This is a genomic window from Clostridium manihotivorum (assembly GCF_004015185.1).
GTDB lineage: Bacteria > Bacillota > Clostridia > Clostridiales > Clostridiaceae > Clostridium_AR > Clostridium_AR manihotivorum.
Map to the genome: position 1 here is coordinate 2651776 of NZ_CP025746.1, position 21219 is coordinate 2672994.

A 21219-nucleotide genomic window follows, 5' to 3' on the forward strand; every position below is an offset into this window, starting at 1 on the left:
ATATTCACCCCTTTAAAATATCAAAAGCGCAATACAGCAAGAATAGGCTCAATACAAAATTGATGAGCTTAAAGTGTTTTGCATAAGTCTTTTGTAACTTGATACCTGCAAATGCCCAAGTAAGAGAAGCGATACTTCCAATGCTCACCACTCCCAAACCAGCTAAAAGTAAACCAAGCAAAGTACTAATATGAGGCACCAGATACACCATTAATAAAGTCATAATATAGAAGTAAATCTTTATATTTACAAATTGGAGAGAGAATCCTTCTCTAAAGGATGCTTGCCCACCATTACTATTCTCTAAAGGTTTGCTTCTAAAAATATTTAGCGCAAGCCATAACATATATATGGTTCCAATGTATTTTAGTACAGCAAGCACTGGTAAGAGAAAAGTATTTAAGCCATATACCGCCAAAGTACAAATAAACTGCACAGGGGCATAACCTGCACAAATGCCAAGAAGCAGTGGTTTTCCTTTTCGCCAGCCAAATTGAGTTGTGGTATTTAGAGCCAGTATGTTTCCAGGGCCAGGCGTAAAAGAACAAACTAGCATATATCCTAACATTGTTCCAAAGACTGATATAGACATATTAACCTCCCGTGTTCAAATCAATGTAGCATCATTATAGTTGGCTAATTGCCTAATAGCAAGTAACTATGAAATTTATTAGTAACTCATTAATTTGCGGATATATTTTTCTCTTAGAGTACTTGAAATATAATTATACCAGGCTCAGCGAAAGCAACAGAGTCATATAAGAAAATTGGAGGTAATATCATGAAAGTAAATGCTTATTTAGAAATTACAATGAAAATAGAGGAAGGTAACCGTCCAGCAGCTGCTAAGGTTTATACTGATTACCGTACTCCATTCCTAGAAACAATTGAAGGAGCTCTTACCAAAGACTTATTAATTCGTGAAGAGGATGTTCAAGTACTTCATGGTTTTGACAGCGTAGAACATGCAAAAACTTACTTATCCAGTGAAATGTTCCAAAAGGATGTTTTCGTTGGGCTACAACCACTTTGGAGTGCTGATCCAGATGTGAAGATTTATAGTGTAGCATAATTATTTGAAAGACAGATAGTAACTGCTTCAGTGAATAGTTGACCAATCAAACTAATAAAAGATCTACCACTTCGAACCGAAATCTATTTTTAAAACTCTCATGGTTTCTGGTGAAAGAATTTAAAAATAATAAACTTTATTACGAAGTGTTGCATCTATAGGGCTCTAACTTCAACTATTAATTTATGCATGCCCGATGATTCCTAAAAGCTGGGATTAGCAAACATGTATAAATTAAGTTTTCGTAAAGGTTCCCTCTATATATAGGGAACCAACTTTAACAATAATTTATACATGCCACAAAATCCCCAGAAGCCACGATTTTATAACATGTATAAATTAAGTTTTCATAAAGGTTCCCTATATAGACATACTACTTCATATTAAAAGATATCAAAATAAAGCTTCATAGGTTCAGCTAGAGATTTACTTTGAGTTTAATAATTGAAGTAGTATGATTTGTTCATAGGAATAGATATGTCATTTTAGCAAGCCTTCATATCTATAGTAATTGACTTCTTACGCATAGCTTCAAAGTATTCATAACCCTTAATCCAATAATCAAGAAGGCCTCCCTTGTAAGCTAAAACATGCTTAAGAAATTCATCAAATACATTAAGCTGAACTAATATTTTAATTATTTCTTTAGGGTAGGGAATGTTTTTTTCAAAGACCTTTCTTGGGTCTATAACTTGTATTTTCCCAGCTTTATCTACAAAGATGTGAGCATTCCTGATATCGATTCTTTTGAAGTTTAGACGTTTAAAGTCTTCTATAAGTTCTATTATCTCAACAGAAAGTTTATAAGATAATCCATTTTTACTAATGTAATCATATAAATTTGTACCAACAATGGATCTATGTCAATATATTAGACACAAAAAGTTGAACTTTTTACGCAATTTTTCTAGCTAAATCTTCACATTTTTGCGGGGTTAAATAGCCAATACTACTATGTATCCTTTTTCTGTTATACCAAGCTTCTATATACTCAAATATAGCAAGTCTTGCAGCATCATAATCAAAATACTTAACAAGGTGAACTTCTTCTTTTTTTAAAGAAGCATGAAAGGACTCAATACAAGCATTATCATAGGGACAGCCTTTACCACTAAAAGAATGAGTAATTAATTTAGTGCTACTGATATATTCTTTAAAAGCAGAGCTTGTATATTGACAGCCTAAATCGCTATGAAGGATCAATGGCTTGGTTGGCTTTTGCAACTTAATTGCATTTTCAACGCTTGCAAAGCAAGGTCGGTATCAATAAATTTAGACATGGCATAGCCAATTATTTTTCTACTATATAAGTCCATAACTGACGCTAAATAGCACCAACCATCCTTAATTGTGTGGATATAGGTAATGTCTGTTACCCATTTTTCGTTAATTGTGGTTGCATTGAAATCTCTTTTTAAAACGTTTTATTGTGTTTCTATTTTGTTTTTAGATGAAGTTGGTCTGAACTTTTTACTATTATAGATTTTATCCCCAGTTTCTTCATTAATCGTTGGGTTTTCTTTAGACTTATAGTTATCCCTGAGGATTTTAAAGCTTCGTTTATCTTAACTGCCCCGTAACGATTTTTGCTCTCTTTGTGGATATTTATAATCTTTTCTTCTATTTTTGAATTTTCTATTGCTCTATTGCTAGGCTTTTTATGTAAATGTTTATAATATGAGCTCCTAGACACCTTTAAAACCTTGCACATAAGCTTAATATCATGATATTTTTTGGTTGTTAGTTATGAACTCAAATACAGTAGTTACTTCCTTGCGAATATGCCCATGGCTTTTTTTAATATTTCATTCTCTTCTTCAAGTTGCTTATTCTTTTTTATTAAAGCCTGATAATCTGCTGCAGTTATAGTTGTACCTTTATCAACAGCTATAGGTTTATTCTTCTTTATCCATCCAGTTATTGTGGATTTTGATAGGGCATATTCACTGCTTAACTCTGCTAAGCTCTTTCCAGCATTATAAAGCTCTACTATTGTATTTTTGAATTCTTCCGTATATTGTTTTTGGCCTCTTGACACTTTAACACTTCCTTCTCTTTCTTTATTTTAAAGTGTTCGGCTTTCTGTGTCTACAATATTATACTAACACCAACAACATAATCTCTTAAAACTCTATTGTCAGCAATAAAAAGTACCTTAGGGAAAAACCTACTGCTACTAGCTTTCTCTAAAATAGCAACTTCATTTTCAGCTTTCTTTTTATCATAAAATATTTTTAGTGCAAAGCCTTCTGGAGTTAAATATACTGCTCCCTCGTCACCTTTTCCTAAAAATTCGCATTCCTTAATGTTTAAAATGTACCTCATATTATCCTCAAAATTATTGTTTGACATATCATATGATTTTTAATGCAGGAATTCTACCATACACTAATAATTTTATACTGCTATATGTAATATTGTTGTGGCTTTTAAAGTTTGAATAGACAGAATAGCTATTTATCTGAAAAGATATACTATCTCAATTCTTACTTTCAAAATAAGGCTTTCGATTAACCTACGAAATTTTAGTTTGATAAATTTCATTACGAAGTGGCATGTCTAAGTATGTACTACTTTTACTAAGACCTGCCTTTAAAGTCTCAACTCGTAACCAGAAGAGCATTAAAAATATATTTAGGATGGAGGTTATACATCTTTAGATAGGCTATGACAAGGCAGATGTGAAAAAAAATTACTTAAGCATTTTTTATAAGGAAAAGAATATAAAACTATTTTAGGAAATAGTTTACATAATGGTTTATATATGGTATGATAAATCCATTATTTGGCGAAAGGAAGTGTTTGTATGATGAATAAAAAGAGCATAGTATCAAGGGTGGTTTCTGAATAACACGCCTGAGATATTATTAAATTATATATTATCGCCTTGCGTGTTATTCTTTAGCCAACCCTATATTAGATAAATAGTCGGATAAGTATGCATAGATAACTTAACCGTATATGACATTAAAAAGAAAAAAAGAATAACATAATAAGGGAGAATATTTAAAATGAGAAAATTTGAACGTTGTGAAAATTATTATAAGAAGTATGGAAAGTTTTTTGAAGAAAATAAAATGCTTGGTCCAAACGCCATGTATCTTATTGAGATTCTTTGCGAAAAGATGGATTTAAAGCCAGGTATGCGCGTGCTTGATATGGGGTGTGGTATGGGACTTACATCAATATTTCTTGCAAAGGAATTTGGTGTAACTGTATTTGCAAACGATTTGTGGATAAGCCCTACAGATAACTACCGTCGCTTTGTTGAAATGAAAGTAGAAGATAAGGTGTTCCCAATTCGTGCAGAAGCTCATGGATTACCTTATGCGGAAAACTACTTTGATGCAGCCATCAGTATAGATGCGTATCACTATTTTGGTACAGATGAAATCTATTTTCCAAATTATTTTTCAAAGCTTGTTAAAAAGGGTGGACAGTTTGGAATTGTCAGCCCTGGCCTTACAAGGGAGTTCAGCGATGGTCTACCAGAAGCAATGAAACCATACTGGGAACCAGATATGTATTGTTTCCACAGTGCAAAGTGGTGGCAGGACCTATGGCAAAAAACTGGCATAGTTGATGTGACTTATGCTGAAAACATTGAAGATGGTAAGGAAATATGGAGATCAACTGCGGATTTCGATTTGCATGCTGCCGATTCAGAAGATTATCTTACACTTATAGCAATGACCGCAACCAAAAAGTAAGAATCCCATTTATAGAAGTAGCAATTGTTAATAAGATTTATATGTTCACATTCTCCACCAAGAAATAAAAGGAGCTTTGAAAATATATTTCCTATGGAAGTGGTACATCTTAAATAGGGAGAACTTTACCCCTAAGTCATTATTAAACCTCCTCTGGAATACTAGAGGAGGTTTTGAAAATGCATGCTTATTGTGAAGTAGGAACAAGTTTCCACATATATTGAAGATTTATTCTAAGAGTACCTAATTATAATGAAGTATCATATTTAGTATAGCACCTGTCAAAATTTCTTCACATAAGTTCAGAAAAGGCAGATGAGCAAAAAAGTTCACTGAAGAAGGTGGCTTTAGCTACTTTTTTATATTTGTTATACCGAAGGGAGAAAGAATGAATTTAGAGATAATAGCGGTTTATGAGAATTTAGAGGGATATATTCTTGAGATGGAAAAGGACAATACAGCTTATGAAGAGTTGTGGGATAGATATGCGATAAAACCTTATTGGGATAAGATTAGTCAATGGGCGCCCTTTGACATGTCTGATAGAAAACCACAGCCAATAAAGGATATAAATAAATTAAAACAGCAGATTAGATTATTGAAAGAAATGAATCTAGATGTGATAAAAAGCAAGTTTAAAGCTGTAGTAGAGGCACTTCCTAATTATGATGATGATACAATAGTGATTGCGATATATCCACTTGATGATGATAATACTACAGTTAAGGAACAGCAGAATGGTGTACTAGGTGTAAATGTATTTGGAAACATGCTAATACAAGTTAATCCCTTTGCTAAAGATTATCTTCAATGGATTCCATATGTTTTTGCACATGAATACCATCATACCGTATGGGGCAATTATTGGCATGTAATTCATGGAGGAAGCACAGGAACTCTTTTAGAAGCATTGCTAATAGATGGCCAAGCTGATTTCTTCGCAAAAAGCCTTAATCCTACACTAAACCCAACATGGATATGTCAAATATCAAAAGAGAAAGAAGAGGAACTGTGGAAGAACAATTATTCAAAATTGTTATATGAAACTGATTTTGACTATGCAAAGTATATGTTTGGCAATGAAGAATCAGCCATACCTTGGTGCGCAGGTTATTTTTTTGGCTATAAGATAATTGAAAGTTTTAGAAAAATTTATCCTACAACTAACACCAAGCAAATGATTGAAATGAATTCTGATGAAATTCTCTCTATGAGTGAGTATAATTTATAAAATGAAATGAAAATGACCTTAGGTATCTGATATAGCTACCTAAGGTTATTTGTAAATTACTAAACTTATTTCGATAGCTTAGGATAAATTACGTAGTGTATATTAATGAATAGGATCTGTTAAAGTATCCACTTATAATCAAAGAGTACCAAACTTAAATAAAACAAGAAAGCATTTCAAGAATTATTTATGCATCATTTATGCATCATTTAATTTATAGGCATTATTTTCTAGGTGCATCTTTATAGAGGACCAAATTAACTATTAATTTATAAAGCTCGTAAAATACATAAAACCTATGATTTTCTAACAATTATAAATTAGTTTTCGTGGAAAATACCTATATATTTAGTTGAATTTATAAAACAATAAAAGATTACAAATCATCTATTATAACTTTAATAGCTGTTCAGGGGGCAAATACTATGAAACATGCAATTAAATGGGGCTATATGGTTTCTTTAGGGTTACTCATAGGAATTTTATATGCATTTATAGGAATACTGCTAGTATACAAAACTGGTATGAGCATATCATCAACTTTGGTAACACCTATAATATTCTATTTTTTTATTAGAATTTTCTTTAAGCCAACCAGTGAGGAACTTACCTTGGTACAAATATTTTCTTCAGGGGCTTCTCTAGCCACCTTCTCTCTAGAAAGTGCATATGCAGCTTCAATTATCTATGGAGGTAATGGTGCAAATATTCACTTATGGATCATAATGGTTCTAGGTATTGGTATGAACGTCTTTGGTATTCTTATTGCAATACCACTACTAAGAGTATGGATCTACGAGGAAGGCTTACCTTTTCCTAAGGGACAAGCAATGGGAAACATTATTCTTTCAATTACAGAGGACAAAAAAGAAAATTTATTTCAGATTTTATGGTGTGGCTTAATTGCAATAGTGGTTTACATAACTGTTAGACTCAAGAAGTCTTTATACAATCCTTTAGCTAGCTTATTTAAGACTCCAGATTTTATTGGAGCTGAAATCTCTCCACTTCTATTTGGACTTGGGATGTTTCTTCCTTTTAAATCAGTTTTATTTATGTTAATAGGTACTGCTTATTCTACACTGGTGCTTGTATTATCCAATAAAGGATTTTCGCCAGCAATCACCTTTAAAGATCATTTATCTAATCCCTTAGTATTATCTGTAGCTATAGGCTTGGCATTAGGATACACAATCTACATAGTACCTGGCTTACTGATAAAGATAGGGAGTGTATTTTCTAATATAGCCAAGAAGAATACAAAGCTAAATCATATCTATGGAGTCTGTTTTCTTGTATTTTTTCTTTGCCTTAGCACATTTATTAAAATACAATTTTCCTTTCCTATCTATGGTCTGATAGTTATTCTTTGTTTAGCCTTACTATTTGGATTAGTAACTGCTAGAACAAGAGGAGAAACTGGCTTAGGAACTACAGCAACAATTTACTTTACTATACCTTTAATCGGAATAATTACTAAAAATATCACCACAACTCTTTTGATCTCAGGTGGTATAACCTTAATGACCGTAACACTTTCAGATTGTATGGAAATGATGAGCATTGGCAAAGTCACAAAGACTTCTATTAAGAAGCTTATTATATGCTATACGATTGGCTCAGTTGTTGGAGTTCTTATAGGCTCAGTCACAATGTTTATACTGAAGTCAGAATATGGTTTTGGCAATTCGCTTTTGCCTGCCCCAACAAGCCTAACTTGGGGAACAATTGCAAAGGCAGTTGTTAATAGAGGAATTCCTACAAGTATAAATATAATTTATATAGAAATTGCAATATTCCTTAGCATAATCCTAGCTCATTTTAAACACTCTCCATTACTAATAGGGATGGGAATACTTATTCCAACATCAGTAATAATACCAATATTCCTAGGAGGCCTAATAGCAAAACTATTGGTTAAGAATAATAGCAAACTAGTACCCAATAATGTAGCAGTAGGATTGATCACTGGAGAGGGGATAATGTCCATTATTTCTGCTGTAATGGATGTATTGAAATAATTTACAATAAAAAAGTAATGATTTAAATTGCACTATTTTATTAATTTTAGAAAGAAGGTTCGATGTTTTGATAAAATTACGAAATGCCGCTAAAGCCATAATTATTCAAGATAATAAGATACTATTTGTAAAATATATTTCAAAAAGAACTGGAGTTACATACTATGTATTACCAGGTGGTGGACAAGAAGGTGGCGAAACCTTTGCCGACACATTAAAGAGGGAGTGTTTAGAGGAACTAGGAGCTGAAATAGAAGTGGAACGATTTGCACTGCTTACTGAATATATTGGGAAAAATCATAAATTTGCAGATATACATTCGGAAGTGCACCGAATTGAATGTATGTTTTTCTGCTCATTAAAATCTTCTATAGAGCTGTCAAAAGCCACCAATACTGACCCTGACCAAGTAGGAGTTGAATGGATTGGTTTTGATGAAATGAAAGATAGAACCCTGTATCCAGAGGCGTTAAAAAGAGTTTTTGACCAACAAGGAAACATCACAACCCCTTTATATATAGGAGATACCTTTTAAGCTTGTTAACAAGTAACATTCTTTTATAAAGAAATAATAGAAATTATTTAGTTTATTAAATTTGATGTGTTCTTTAAAGAAGTGCAGTTCAATTAGAAATCTATTTTCAAGACTTCTCTCGGGGAGAAGAGAATATAAAAATAGATTTTTAATTATGAAGCGGTATATCTATATGGTTCTAACTTCAACTATTAATTTAAGGCATGATAATTATTAGCAGAAACCTGAAGCATCTTATCCCTAGAAGCGAGTATAAGGTTCATAACTCAACTATTAATTTATACGTGCCCGATAATCCCCAGAAGCCGGTATTATCGAACATACATAAATTAAGTTTTCGTAAAGGATAAATATAGGATCCATAACTCAACTATTAATTTACAAGTGCCTGAAAATACCCAGAACCCGTGATTTTCCAACAAGTATAAATTAAGTTTTCCTAAAGGATACCTATATAACAAAAAAAGAAAGATTTATAAAGGGTTAATTTTATTTATACAATTGCTGGAATTTAATTAGATAAATTAAGTATAATAGGAATATGTGATATTAATTAATCCTATTAAATTGTAAGCTAAAAATTGTAATATATAGGAGGTTCAAAGGCCAATAATGAAATATACATGGAGCAAAAAAACAACAGATGAAAAAGTGCTGGCTGTAATGAGCGGCATTTGTTCTATAAGCATAATAATATTGGTAGTTATACAGCTTTTAGGTGTTTGGAAAAATGCAATAAATGTATTCGAGCCATTGTTGGGTGTGGTAATGTTAATTCAAACCATTCAGAATTGGAGGAAAAGTAAATCGGCTGCTATAGTTACTTTATTTGCTGCCATACTTATTTTTGTGGTTTCAATTTTAGTATTTATAACGAAGTAATTTGGAATTTATAAGATTGGATTGATTGGAAAACTTAACCTATTACCATTTAGAGGTAAAGTGGGCAGGTTCATTTGTCCACTTCTATACGTTCTATTGTAAATATCAAATTCAAGGAGAATTATGGCATGATTGAAGCGAGAACCTTTAGCAACATTTATTTAATACATTCAATTATAGTAAGATAATATTAAATATAGGGCTTACAGAATAAAAGTTATATTATCCATTAAGAATTAAAAAAAGGCTTTGTTTAAAGGTAGTGTTGGAATTAGATCTTAAATATCTTAAAGTAACCCATAAGCAGATTTGAAAAACATCTTGTCTTAAAGAGAGGATATGCCCATATAGGAATTGCTTCATATTATATCATTAAAATTAAAGGAGAAGTTTTATGAAGGTAAAAGCTAATAAGAACAGAATCACTTTTTTAACCTTGGTTTCTGGAGTACTTTTCACCTTAGTTACAGTAGTAGCATCCTTAATCAGTTATGGTTCTCATTCTAACAAATTTGGATCGGGAGCTATGTGGCTTTCAGTTTTGAGTATTTTCATAGTGTACTTATTTCCATTAATACTTTTCATAATAGGGCTAGATAAAATCAAGTATTTTATAGCGGTAATCATAGGGGCTTTTTCTATAGGATTACTTATTAGCGGGATAATTTTCATAGGACTTATAGGAAATGCAGCTATGAATGTAGTTATAGCAGAACTAGTATTGTGTTTAGTTAATCTTATTGTGAACATTTTCTGGTATTATACAGTGTTTGGAAAGAGTAAAGTGCAGCAGGCTTAGGACCAGCCATATATTACTAGACTTTAACTTATGCATGTTTAAAAATAGTGTGCATATTTAAGTTGGCCTAATTAATAGAGTGCAACAAGAAGTAAGAGTAGCAAATGATAGTGCTTGGAACGCTCAATAAAAAAACGGTTGCATAAAATAAAAAAGAGTTCGGATTTTAATAAAGGGTTTTCTATAGATATGTTAATTTAAAAGCTATCAATATTTTACAATCAGTTTAAAATAAAAAAAACTATGATTTAACAACAGTTTTAGCATAGTTTTTTATATATGAATATAGTTTTCAATAAATATAATTTCTAATAAGTTTTATTAATATAATAGGTTTTAAAATATTACAAAAATACTTAGAAATTTATTAGTTCCCTTCAGTTATTGCACCCATATAAATTACACATGCCATAAGCATTAATAAAAAAATAAATGAGACTATATAGAATTTACCCAAAATAAAAAACCACATGTTAAGGATGGCTAATAACAATGCAAACATAGGAAGCTTAGATTGCATTGGATTCTTAACTCTAAGGCGTTTGCTAGTATTTTTTAACCTTTTTTTCAAAACTTCTATTAAAGATCTTATTACCAAGAATAAAATAATAAAGTTTATTATTAGAATTGTAATCTTTACCATAGATATTTCTCCTTACATAGGCATTTATTATGTAATAATTAAATTATAACATTGTTTTTAATTAGTTGTATATAACTGGTAAAAGTTTAAATTATTAAATTACTAGATTAGGGCCACTTAAATTAAAAAGTGAACTTTAACAGAGCCTAAAATTAAAATATTTCCGAATGGTTATGTAGACCGTAGAGAAATATAAGCTGTTTAATCTCTCTAATTGGTTATAGAAACTAGATTAATTATCTATTGAAAATATTAGATACAGCATAATTACCAAATTAGACATTTGCTTGAGGCATAGAAGCTTTTCTCATTAAATTGACTATAGAAGGTATAAAATATATAATTAGTTTCAGTGGTGAAATATATACATAAATTCAAGTAATAGTAAATTGGAAAAGGATATTAGAAGATATATTTATCTTTACTGACTAAAGTTTGCGTTAAGTAAAGAATAACTTGCAAGCTTGATCGGATAATAGTTTTGAAACTGAAGATTTAGTATATCTTAATAATGGAGGAATTTAAGTGAAGGATAGTATTTTACAGCTAAAAAATGTTACAAAAAAAGTTGATGGGAAAATTATTTTAGATGATATTAATCTAGAACTTTATATAGGACAAGCTTTAGCTGTATTAGGTAGGAATGGTATGGGGAAGAGCACACTTTTAAAATCCATTGCTGGGTTAGTAGCTTTAACTGGTGGTGAAAGAATTATATCGAAGAAGGATATGAGAATTAGTTATGTGCCAGAGCATTTCCCTAAGCTTAATTTTACAGTAAATGAATATTTATATCACATGGGCAGTATTTTAGGCTTGAAAAACGAGGAAATCAAAGCTAAACTAGATATTTTGTATGAAAGACTGAACATATCTCATATGGCAAATCAAAAAATTACGGTGTTGTCTAAAGGTTCAATGCAAAAAGTAGCCTTGATACAGGCACTACTAATAAAATGTGATTTATTAATAATGGATGAACCATTATCAGGACAAGATATCAAATCTCAAAAGACTCTCATTGAATTAATTAGCGAGCTAAAGAAGCAGGATACAACTATTGTTTTTGCATGTCATGAAATGCATCTGGTTGAGACAATTTCAGACAGGGTAATTGTGGTTGACAAAGGTAAGATTGTTGACCATAAAGTTAAGGAATACAATAAAAAATCTTTGAAGTTATTGCAACTGAAAAATATAAACCAAGTAGATATGGATTTTTTAAGGAATCTACAAGGTGTTATTAATTTCGAAAGCTATAAAGATATAACAGATGTTCTAGTTGAGAAGGAATGTTGTGATAATGTGGTCTTTACAGCATTAAAAAATGGTATCAGTATCATGAGTTTAAATGAAATAACAAATTAGATCGGTCTTTGGGAGGATTATAAAGTTGAAAGCTATAATAAAATATTATTTGAGATATTTAATAAAGTCATATATATACATAGTACCATTCTTTTTCTTAATTGTTTTTTTGATAGTTTCCTATGCCTTTGGGTTGGATTCTATCTTAAGTGGATATGCAGAAAGCTCTATTGCAATATATATAATTGCAGTATGGATAACATTTACCTTTAATGAAATAGAAGATACTACTCAGAAACAGCTGGTAATGCTGTCCGTTAATAAAGAAGTAAAATATTATTCAGGCCGAATTATATTTCTTTTTCTTTTTGTTTCAGCTTTTAGCATAATATCAATTATTTACCCAATTATATTCGGCTCTTTTTCAAAATCCATAACAGTTACAGATGTCCTAAAAGGTATACTTATTCAGGGAATCGTCAGCTTACTTGGTATCGGGTTTGCAAACTTTTTTGAATCAAGTAAATTTAAGGATAGAAAAATAGCTATAATCCTTGTTTTTATAATACTTCTTTTATCCTGCTTACAAGGAGTGATAATAAGAGATTACCCGGCTATTAAATATATAATTTTAGTACTGCCGCCTGCTTATTATCTTATAGATTGCCTTGATAAAAATGTTATGGTACCTGCTATATGTGGATTTGCGTATAGCTTAGTGCTAATCACAAGCTATTTAAGATTATCAATGTCAAAAAAGTTTTTGTAGTAAAATCCATTCTTTGATTTATAGGTTTCTCAGTTTAAAGCTTAAGTTATGCTTACACCTATACATTAAAAAATACTTCTATATTAAAACTTACAACTTAAAATTTGTTTCTGTAACCATAGTAACTTAACTATTGGAGCTGTTAAATTTCAACAATAATATTAAACATAGCCTAACCATTAATTTATACATGACTGATTATTATCATAATCTTGGGGTGTCTAATCCCAGAAGCCGTATTATCGAACCTGTATAAATTAAAATTTCGTAAAGGATACCTATAGATAATACTTGTAAAATATTTGGTTAAGAAATAGGGTGATGTTAATGTATGAAACCATTATCTTTAATCTAAAGAGTCTAATTGTAGACAAGGAGCCCCAATATAAGGAAGTAAACGACTTAATTTTAAGCCTCTATAAGGAAGGATATACCTTAGGTGTATATACAGATGAACAGGAGCTCAATACTGAGAATCTTCTTAGAATCTTAAAAATTAATGAATACATCTCATCAATCAAATATAGTAATGACTGCTATACAAAAGTTCAGCTTATTAAACAGATATTAGAGGAGTGTGCTTGCAGCAGTGCAATTATTGTAGGCCCTGACACTGATGATGTTGATGCTGCTTATGAAGTGAAAGCTAAATATATTGGGATTTGCTATGATAAAACTTTTCAGAATAATAGTGATATAGAGTTTTTGATAAATTCTCCTCTAGAGATTTATGATACTATCAAGAAAATTGACAAGCTATCTGAAGCTTCATTGCCCATAAGCTTAAAATATGAAGGGGTCTCTCTTATACCTGTACAAACAAAACATATCCAAGCTATAAATATGATGGTCATGGATGAAGAAGCACGAGAGATGCTTGGAGTTACTACCTTCTCTGATGAAGCATATTACGAAGATAATAGTAATAAGTGTTACATCATAACCGATGAATGCGAAAGCTTTATAGGCATCGTTGAATTGTTTGATATATCCTGGAAGAATCGCCGTGGTGAGCTTAGCATATGCATAAGTCCTTCTTTTAGAGGAAAAGGATTTGCTTACAAGGCAATTAAGCTTTTATTAAGCTTAGGATTTGGACAAATGGGCCTTAATTGAATATTTCACGTATCGGAAGACACCGATTCGCTTCTCGAAACCGATAGTTCACACTAATAAAACCACTTTAAATTTCATATAAATTTGCCTAAAGAGACCATTAATTCACGCTTGAAAACCACCTCTTTTGACAAGAATTATTAAGGAAGTCCGTAGGACTATCAAATTCTATCAGAAGGGAGCCAGACATATGGCTAATAAAATCAATGTTAAGCTGATAATGGAGCTTAAGGCATCTGGATTATCGCAGAATGTAATTGCAAAGACCAGGCACATATCAAAAACTTCTATATGCGATGTACTAAATATCGCAAAGGAAAAGCAAATTTTCTACGATGACATTAAAGATAAACCTGACGATGAAGTATACCGTCTCTTTTATCCAGATAAGTTTGCTGTAGAAACAATGTTTAAAGTACCCGACTATGACTACATTCACAACGAACTGAAAAGAGTTGGTGTAACACTAAAACTCTTACATCAAGAATATAGGGATTTCTGCAACAAAGAGGGCTTAATTCCTGTGGGATACACTAAATTTACAGAGGGCTATAGCTCATACATTAATCAGTGCAATCTCTCCAATCATTTAGAACATAAACCGGGTCAGACGGTGGAAGTAGACTGGAGTGGCAAGCTTATGGAAATCGTGAATGTTGATACTGGTGAAATTACAAAGGTACATCTTTTTGTAGCATGTCTACCATATAGTCAATATGCTTATGTAGAGCCTACTCTAGATGAAAAGCAAGATACTTGGCTTAGATGTCATATCCATATGTACGAGTTTTTCTCAGGTGTTCCTGTAAAAACTGTATGTGATAATCTTAAGGCGGGAGTTGTTAAACATCCGAAAGAAGGAGATATTATACTCACAGATGCTTATGAAGCCTTAGGAAGTCACTATGTTACAGCTATCATGCCGACTGGAGTGAGAAAACCTAAACAAAAAAGTTCCGTAGAAGGTACGGTTGGCAAAGTGGCAACTGCCATAATTGCTAAGCTAAGACAATGTACTTTTATTCTCTATATGAATTGAAAGAAGCTGTTTCAAAGGCTTTGAAAGGATTTAATGAGGCACCTTTTCAGAAACGTCAATACAGTAGAATTGAAGTGTTTGAAGAAGAAAGAAAGTATCTTCGGGCACTTCCTGCAGTACCTTACGAAGTAGCCGCTTGGGAGTACAATCATAAGGTTTATCCTAACAGCCATGTATGCGTTTGTAAGAATTATTACTCTGTACCTTTTGCTTTTGCCGGTCAGTATGTGGATGTGAAGCTAACAGATAGTATTGTAGAAATATATAACCGACATCAGCGTATTTCTACGCATCCTAGGTTTCCGCTTTATGTGAGTAACAAATATTCTACCCACAAAGAAGATATGCCTGATGCCTTTAATCAACCAGAAATGAATGATATAAGGTTGAGACAATGGGCAGCAAGTATAGGTACTCACACAAGCGAAGTTATTGAACGTATATTTAAAAGTGTAACCATAAAAGAACAAGGATATAACTCTGCATTATCAGTTTTAAAATTAAGTAAGAGTTATTCGGAAAAGCGACTTGAAGTTGCATGTGAAATAGCATTGCCTATGACACGCATACCTCGCTATAGACAGCTTAAGTCCATTCTCGCAAGTAATCAAGATATCATCTATCTTGAAAAGAAAAATACCCACCTTAAATCTATACAATCAAACTCCAATACTCATGGATATGTGAGAGGTTCTGAATACTACGGAGGTGGCAGGTATGATTAGTGATGAAACAAAACGTAAGCTTCGAGAGTTAAACCTTGATGAAATGGTTGATATATTAAAGATACAGGATGATAATCAATCGCTCTATCTAACTATGACCTTTGATGAAAGAATAACTTTAGCTATTGACGGTCTATATCAGGGTAAAAACAATAAGCGCTCCAGGCGTTTAATGAAGCAGGCCAAATTCAGATTTACTGATGCAGATGTAAATTCGATTTACTATGCAGATAGAGGTCTTGATAAAAATCAAATTCTTGAGCTTTCAACCTGTCAATACATGCGTAATAACTTTAGTATTGTTCTTAACGGCTTCACAGGCTCTGGTAAAACCTTTTTAGCTTGTGCATTAGGCAAAGCTGCCTGTAGGCAGTTATATCGAGTACGCTATATAAGAATGCCAGAACTCCTAGAGCTTCGGACCGAGGCAACTTTGCAAGGCAAAGGGATCGGAAAGTTGGTAAACAAATTTTCTAACTATAATCTACTGATTCTGGATGAATGGCTACTTCAAGAATTATCCGATGATGACGTCAGATTTATTTTTGAGCTTACTGAGAAACGTTATGATTGTCATTCTACCTTATTTTGTACTCAATACAAGGTGTCAGATTGGCATACTCGCTTGGGAGGTGGAACTATGGCTGATGCTATTTTAGACCGTATAGTACATAAATCAATTCGTATTGATACAGGGAGCATGAACATGAGAGAGTACTTCTCTACTAAAGAAATTTAGTTATAAAGGCACCGCCTTTAGGCGGTGCTTATAAGTGAATAGGTGGTTTCTTTACTGTGAATAGATAGTTTCAATAATATGAACCTATGGTTCTAATGTGGCGTAATAATCACTTAATAGAATTTGGCTAAGAGTACTTGAAAATAACCCTAAGGCAATTGCTCTTTATGAAAAGGCAGGTTTTATAAGAGAAGGGGTGTGCAGAGAAGAAAGCTTGAGAAAAGGCAAGTTCCTTAATCAAATACAAATGAGCATTCTTAGAGAGGAGTGGCTCAACTCAAACTTCCCAAAGGTCTAATTTATGAAGCTGTATCGCTTTAAAATGAAGCCTATGAAAATATAACTTAGTAGATTCATCAAAAGCTTTATTTAAATAAATTAAGTTTCATTATAGGAACTCTTTAGCAATAGTTCTTCCTAATATAATCAATCCATTTATTCTGTAGTTCAGCCTCAGTTAAACCAAAGCTATCAACAAAACTATTGGGAGACTTTATGAAGTTACACAATTTTTCGTAGTCGAACAATTTAACTATTGCTTCTACTATAGTATAAGAGTATTGATATCCGTCACGGTTGAAAAATGTCTCAAAATCATCTCCAGTATCTAATTCGCTGAAGGTAGGAACAGTATTATTAAGCAATCCAGATTTAACAGTTTGTATTATCCAGTTTTCATTGTTGTCCTTTGCTTCGTAACCGGCAATACCTTCATTGAGCCATCTAGGAGTGTTTTCATTTATTCTATTTACTATGATATGAACAAATTCATGAACTGCTGTATTTAATACATTGTGAAATTCTGAACCTGGTGGAGGATTTAAAGGTGAAGCTATAGCAATCTTGCCCACTCCAAGACCTCCTCTTACCCAATCCGGTGCATCTGGGAAACCCAAAGCTACATGGAGCTGCTTATGGTCTGGATGAAGCTCGATAATCAGCTTTTCTTCAAGCTGCTGCTTAAAGTTAGTAGTAATTCTAGCATAATTATTTTCAAGAACATCAGAAACCTTATCTATACACGGTTGATCAAATTCAGTGTAATCAATTATAAAATGCTGAGTTTCTCTTCTTAAATTGAGCTTATAGTCTTTCACTGCGGTTATGTTTTTTAAATCTACATTATCAGAATAATCTTCAAGTTCTCTTGTCATTTAGGTTTCACCTTCCAACATTATATCTAATAGCATGTCTATAGTTAATTATAACATTATAAGACCCTAAAAAATATAAAATTTGTAATAAATGGCATGTGTATTGGTAGAGAAACTTGAGCTTAGGTCTTATTTAAGAATGAAGTAACTTTCATTATGGATAAACAACTATTTCAATCCTTAGACTTGCAATAAAGCTTTCTATGATAATACGAAGCATTATTTTGAGAGATTTAATTATGAAGTAGTATATCTATATAGTGCTAAATACAAAAAACATTAGGAGTTCTAGGAGGAGCGATTAGTTAATGTTCAAGTCAATTAATTATAAATTTAAGGCAAATATAGAAAAGAGAGAACGCGAAAGGCTATATTTAGATACAATAAAGGCATTAAAAAATGCAGGCTCAGATTTGTCAAAGCCTCACCACATTGAGCATCATTTCGCCGTTATGCATAATTGCAATATTACTAAAATGGCAGAAAGCTTGAAGAATGAAGGCTATGAGGTGTCAGAAGTGTACGAAGAAACTAAGGAACATGGTGAGAAATACTATTATTTTGATGGTTGCAAGTATTGCTTAGTAGAACCTAATATTATATTTGCAGAATCAAAAAGAATGACAGAAATTGCTGCTGCTTTTAATGAAGTATATGATGGATGGGGTACTAAGGTGGAATGATATTCAGTACTTACCTTTGAAAAAATCCACCCACATTTATTAAATACATACATATATAGTAGCGTAAAGTTATATGGTCATCAAGGAAAGCTAGTTGTAGCCAGGAGATTATTTCTATAAAGGATAAGATTTTTTGAAAAGAACGATATATATGGCAAGCCTTAAAAACTGCTTTTTGTTACTACAATTATAAAGAAAAAAATCCACCCACATTTATTAAATACATACATATATAGTAGCGTAAAGTTATATGGTCACCAAGGAAAGCTAATTGCAGCCAGGAAATTATTTCTATAAAGGATAAGATTTTTTTAAAAGAACGATATATATGGCAAGCCTTAAAAATTGCTTTTTATTACTACAATTATAAAGAAAAAGATCCACCCACATTTTTTGAATACATACATATATAGTAGCATAAAGTTATATGGTCACCATGGAAAGCTAGTTTTAGCCAGGAAGTTATTTCTATAAAGGATAAGATTTTTTAAAAGAACGATATATATGGCAAGCCTTAAAAACTGCTTTTTATTACTATAATTATAAAGAAAAAATCCACCAACATTTATTAAATACATACATATATAGTAGTGTAAAGTTATATTGTCACCATGGAAAGCTAGTTTTAGCCAGGAAATTACTTCTATTAAGGAAAGATTTTTAAAAATAACGATGTATATGGCAAGTTTTAAAAACTGCTTTTTATTACTACAATTATAAAGCAAAAAATCCACCCACATTTTTTGAATACATACATATATAGTATTGTAAGGTTATATGGGCACCATGGTAAGCTTGTAATAGCTGATAAATTACTTCTATATATAACTAAGCTTTTTACAAGTTAGATGTCAGTATTAATATAACATACTTGGGGATGAGAATCCTCAAGATACAATAGAATAGTGAATTTATGGAGGTTATAAAATGGATAGAAATAGAGTTCTTACAGAGCCTAAGGATTTAGTTAGGCTTGAATTAAAAAATGCTGGTTTTGATTTAGATAAAATTGAAGTTCCAGAAAGAGTGTTTTTACTGGCAGACAGCATTTATGATGATATGCTTGAAAAAAATTGTGGAACATACAAGTATCCCATAGGTGGAAGGTTATATATTTTTGACAATAATTCAAATGTTGGATTTGTAAAAGGACAAATGTGTGCTCCAGCAATCGCTACCCAAGCAGAGGATTTAATTGCTGGAGGTGTTAAGGAGCTAATACATATAGGGTTTGCAGGTGGCTTACAACCAGATTTAAATGTTGGTCAAGTTATTATTACAAAAGGGGCATATAATGATACTGCTGTTCCTAGGCTCTACGGCTTTGATTATGATTTTATAGAAACAGCTGAAAGTTTAACAGATCAATTAGAGGCTTTATTAAAGACTAGTTCAATATATATGCAAAAAGGAAAGCATTGGACAACAGATGCAGGTTACCATGAAACCTGGGGGCAAGTTCTAGATTATAGAGCTAAGGGAGCCTTATGTGTGGAAATGGAAGGTGTCGGACTTTTTACAATAGCTAAATACAGAAACTGTGCAGCTTCAGCTATTTATATAATTACAGATGTACTTGATGAAAATGGATGGAATTTAGGATGGCAAGGAACTGAAATAGATAATACTGTAGATAAAATAATTGAAAGGGTTATAGCTTCTGTAAAAATATAAAATCAGAGATGATTGCTTATAAGAGAACTTGTGTAGCTTGTTAGATTTCCCTCATATACATTCAAAAATACAGATAAGCAAAAAACTTTGCTGAAGAAATACACTTCCGCAAAGTTTTTAAGTACTTATTAAGTTATATTTCAAGTAATACTATTTATCAATTTGGGCCTTAGTTAGACTTTGAAAGTTTTACTAAGTCTGTGGATTTGTTTGTGATAAATTCTATTGCTTTAGAGACTTCAGAAGTGGATTTTGATTGAGTGTCTGCAATATCTCCTACTTCATTTATAACTTTAAGTACATCTTCAATAGTTCGGCTCATCTGTTGAAGAGAGGTGGATATTTTCTTTGAGGTTTCGCTGCTTAGACTAGCTAACTTTCTCATTTCAGAAGCTACCACTGAGAAACCTTGTCCAAAAGTACCAGCTCTAGCTGCTTCAATGGCAGCATTTAACCCAAGTAAATTTGATTTCGAAGAAATTCCGTTAATTAAACTTACAGCTTCATCACTGATGGTTAAGTTATCTTCAATTATCCTTGTACTTTCTTTGATTGAAGTCAACATATTGTTAAGCTTATTGGCTCCAAGTTCAATTTCTTGGAAGGAAGCGTTGATTTCTTCAATAGAGGAAGTAAGTTCCTCAGAAGTTTCCTCAACTAAAGAATCCTTTTCTAAGCTAATACATACGCTAAACATACCTACCAATTCATTTCTTTCATCCAAAATTGGACTTACAATAGATTTGAAGGGTATCCCTACAACTTCTTTTGGTATAAAAATAGTTTTAGCCTTTTTTGTTTCAAGAAGTTCTTTTATAGAATCTAAATAACCAACTTCTTCAAGAGTCGCACCAACTTTGAAAACTGCTGGTATCTTTTCGCTATCATATATTGCTATAAATTTTTCTAAATCTGATATACATATAGATAAACTATCATCTTGAAAAAATGTTTTTAGTTGTGCAGCAGCAACGACAACTGAATCTAATATATTATTTGACATTAAAAGTACCTCCTAAAAATCACGTTTACTTAAATATATGTATGTTGTCTAATTAGGTCATAAATGTATTAGTACAAATCACTTAATTAAGCAACTAATGTAATTATCGTATTTAT

18 protein-coding genes and 3 pseudogenes are annotated in these 21219 nt (G+C 31.9%); 15 read left to right on the forward strand and 6 right to left on the reverse strand.

Features of this window, described 5'->3' with window-relative positions; translation table 11 throughout:
• Positions 1-4: 4 nt before the first annotated feature.
• Positions 5-592 carry a LysE family transporter gene (locus tag C1I91_RS11925; protein ID WP_128213080.1) on the reverse strand — a complete coding sequence of 196 codons (588 nt, stop codon included), beginning with the start codon at positions 590-592 and terminating at the stop codon, positions 5-7.
• 189 nt (positions 593-781) lie between these two features.
• On the opposite strand from C1I91_RS11925, the gene C1I91_RS11930 reads away from it, so the two are divergent.
• Positions 782-1072, forward strand: a complete 291-nt coding sequence (locus C1I91_RS11930; protein WP_128213081.1) for a hypothetical protein — start codon at positions 782-784, stop codon at positions 1070-1072.
• A gap of 485 nt (positions 1073-1557) precedes the next feature.
• Here C1I91_RS11930 and C1I91_RS28900 read toward each other — a convergent pair.
• The 3 pseudogenes from C1I91_RS28900 to C1I91_RS11945 form a co-directional block, all read right to left on the reverse strand.
• A pseudogene (locus tag C1I91_RS28900) lies at positions 1558-1926 on the reverse strand (RIO2 family protein); the annotation flags it as partial.
• A gap of 40 nt (positions 1927-1966) precedes the next feature.
• A pseudogene (locus tag C1I91_RS11940) lies at positions 1967-3110 on the reverse strand (IS3 family transposase).
• A gap of 68 nt (positions 3111-3178) precedes the next feature.
• Positions 3179-3397, reverse strand: a pseudogene (locus tag C1I91_RS11945) (serine/threonine protein kinase); the annotation flags it as partial.
• Positions 3398-4083: 686 nt separating this feature from the next.
• Here C1I91_RS11945 and C1I91_RS11950 point away from each other — a divergent pair.
• The 12 genes from C1I91_RS11950 to C1I91_RS12000 all read left to right on the forward strand — a co-directional run bounded on the left by C1I91_RS11950 (position 4084) and on the right by C1I91_RS12000 (position 16589).
• On the forward strand, positions 4084-4782 hold the full coding sequence (locus C1I91_RS11950; RefSeq protein ID WP_205694308.1) for an SAM-dependent methyltransferase: 699 nt from the start codon (positions 4084-4086) through the stop codon (positions 4780-4782).
• Between the two features lie 388 nt (positions 4783-5170).
• Positions 5171-6013, forward strand: a complete 843-nt coding sequence (locus C1I91_RS11955; protein ID WP_128213082.1) for a DUF2268 domain-containing putative Zn-dependent protease — start codon at positions 5171-5173, stop codon at positions 6011-6013.
• Between the two features lie 425 nt (positions 6014-6438).
• Complete coding sequence (locus C1I91_RS11960) at positions 6439-8034, forward strand: OPT/YSL family transporter (RefSeq protein WP_128213083.1); 1596 nt, start codon at positions 6439-6441, stop codon at positions 8032-8034.
• A 67-nt stretch (positions 8035-8101) separates the two neighbouring features.
• Positions 8102-8569: an NUDIX domain-containing protein gene (locus tag C1I91_RS11965; protein WP_164880511.1), complete on the forward strand. Its 468-nt coding sequence runs from the start codon at positions 8102-8104 to the stop codon at positions 8567-8569.
• Between the two features lie 612 nt (positions 8570-9181).
• The gene (locus C1I91_RS11970) at positions 9182-9451 is read left to right on the forward strand and encodes a hypothetical protein (protein WP_128213085.1); all 270 of its coding nucleotides are present in this window, start codon (positions 9182-9184) and stop codon (positions 9449-9451) included.
• Positions 9452-9845: 394 nt separating this feature from the next.
• Entirely contained in the window at positions 9846-10250 is a 405-nt protein-coding gene (locus C1I91_RS11975) for a DUF5391 family protein (protein WP_128213086.1), read from the forward strand.
• A 1168-nt stretch (positions 10251-11418) separates the two neighbouring features.
• Positions 11419-12261, forward strand: a complete 843-nt coding sequence (locus tag C1I91_RS11980; RefSeq protein WP_128213087.1) for an ABC transporter ATP-binding protein — start codon at positions 11419-11421, stop codon at positions 12259-12261.
• A gap of 25 nt (positions 12262-12286) precedes the next feature.
• Positions 12287-12970 (forward strand): hypothetical protein, encoded by a 684-nt coding sequence (locus C1I91_RS11985; protein ID WP_128213088.1) that lies wholly within the window; start codon positions 12287-12289, stop codon positions 12968-12970.
• Positions 12971-13297: 327 nt separating this feature from the next.
• Positions 13298-14086: a GNAT family N-acetyltransferase gene (locus tag C1I91_RS11990; RefSeq protein ID WP_164880512.1), complete on the forward strand. Its 789-nt coding sequence runs from the start codon at positions 13298-13300 to the stop codon at positions 14084-14086.
• Positions 14087-14276: 190 nt separating this feature from the next.
• Entirely contained in the window at positions 14277-15125 is an 849-nt protein-coding gene (locus tag C1I91_RS28905) for a hypothetical protein (RefSeq protein WP_238475985.1), read from the forward strand.
• Positions 15098-15850 (forward strand): Mu transposase domain-containing protein, encoded by a 753-nt coding sequence (locus tag C1I91_RS28910; protein ID WP_238475986.1) that lies wholly within the window; start codon positions 15098-15100, stop codon positions 15848-15850. The genes C1I91_RS28905 and C1I91_RS28910 overlap by 28 nt, the downstream gene beginning before the upstream one ends.
• Positions 15843-16589 (forward strand): ATP-binding protein, encoded by a 747-nt coding sequence (locus C1I91_RS12000; protein WP_128213090.1) that lies wholly within the window; start codon positions 15843-15845, stop codon positions 16587-16589. Before C1I91_RS28910 ends, C1I91_RS12000 begins: the two co-directional genes overlap by 8 nt.
• 401 nt (positions 16590-16990) lie before the next feature.
• On the opposite strand, the gene C1I91_RS12005 is transcribed toward C1I91_RS12000, so the two are convergent.
• On the reverse strand, positions 16991-17743 hold the full coding sequence (locus C1I91_RS12005) for a gluzincin family metallopeptidase (RefSeq protein ID WP_128213091.1): 753 nt from the start codon (positions 17741-17743) through the stop codon (positions 16991-16993).
• Between the two features lie 308 nt (positions 17744-18051).
• Between C1I91_RS12005 and C1I91_RS12010 the strand changes: the two genes are divergently transcribed.
• Positions 18052-18426, forward strand: a complete 375-nt coding sequence (locus C1I91_RS12010; protein WP_128213092.1) for a ribonuclease E inhibitor RraB — start codon at positions 18052-18054, stop codon at positions 18424-18426.
• A 927-nt stretch (positions 18427-19353) separates the two neighbouring features.
• Positions 19354-20100, forward strand: a complete 747-nt coding sequence (locus tag C1I91_RS12015) for a nucleoside phosphorylase (RefSeq protein WP_128213093.1) — start codon at positions 19354-19356, stop codon at positions 20098-20100.
• Between the two features lie 169 nt (positions 20101-20269).
• Here the strand turns inward: C1I91_RS12015 and C1I91_RS12020 are convergent, their stop codons facing one another.
• Positions 20270-21103 (reverse strand): methyl-accepting chemotaxis protein, encoded by an 834-nt coding sequence (locus C1I91_RS12020; protein WP_128213094.1) that lies wholly within the window; start codon positions 21101-21103, stop codon positions 20270-20272.
• Positions 21104-21219 lie beyond the last annotated feature (116 nt).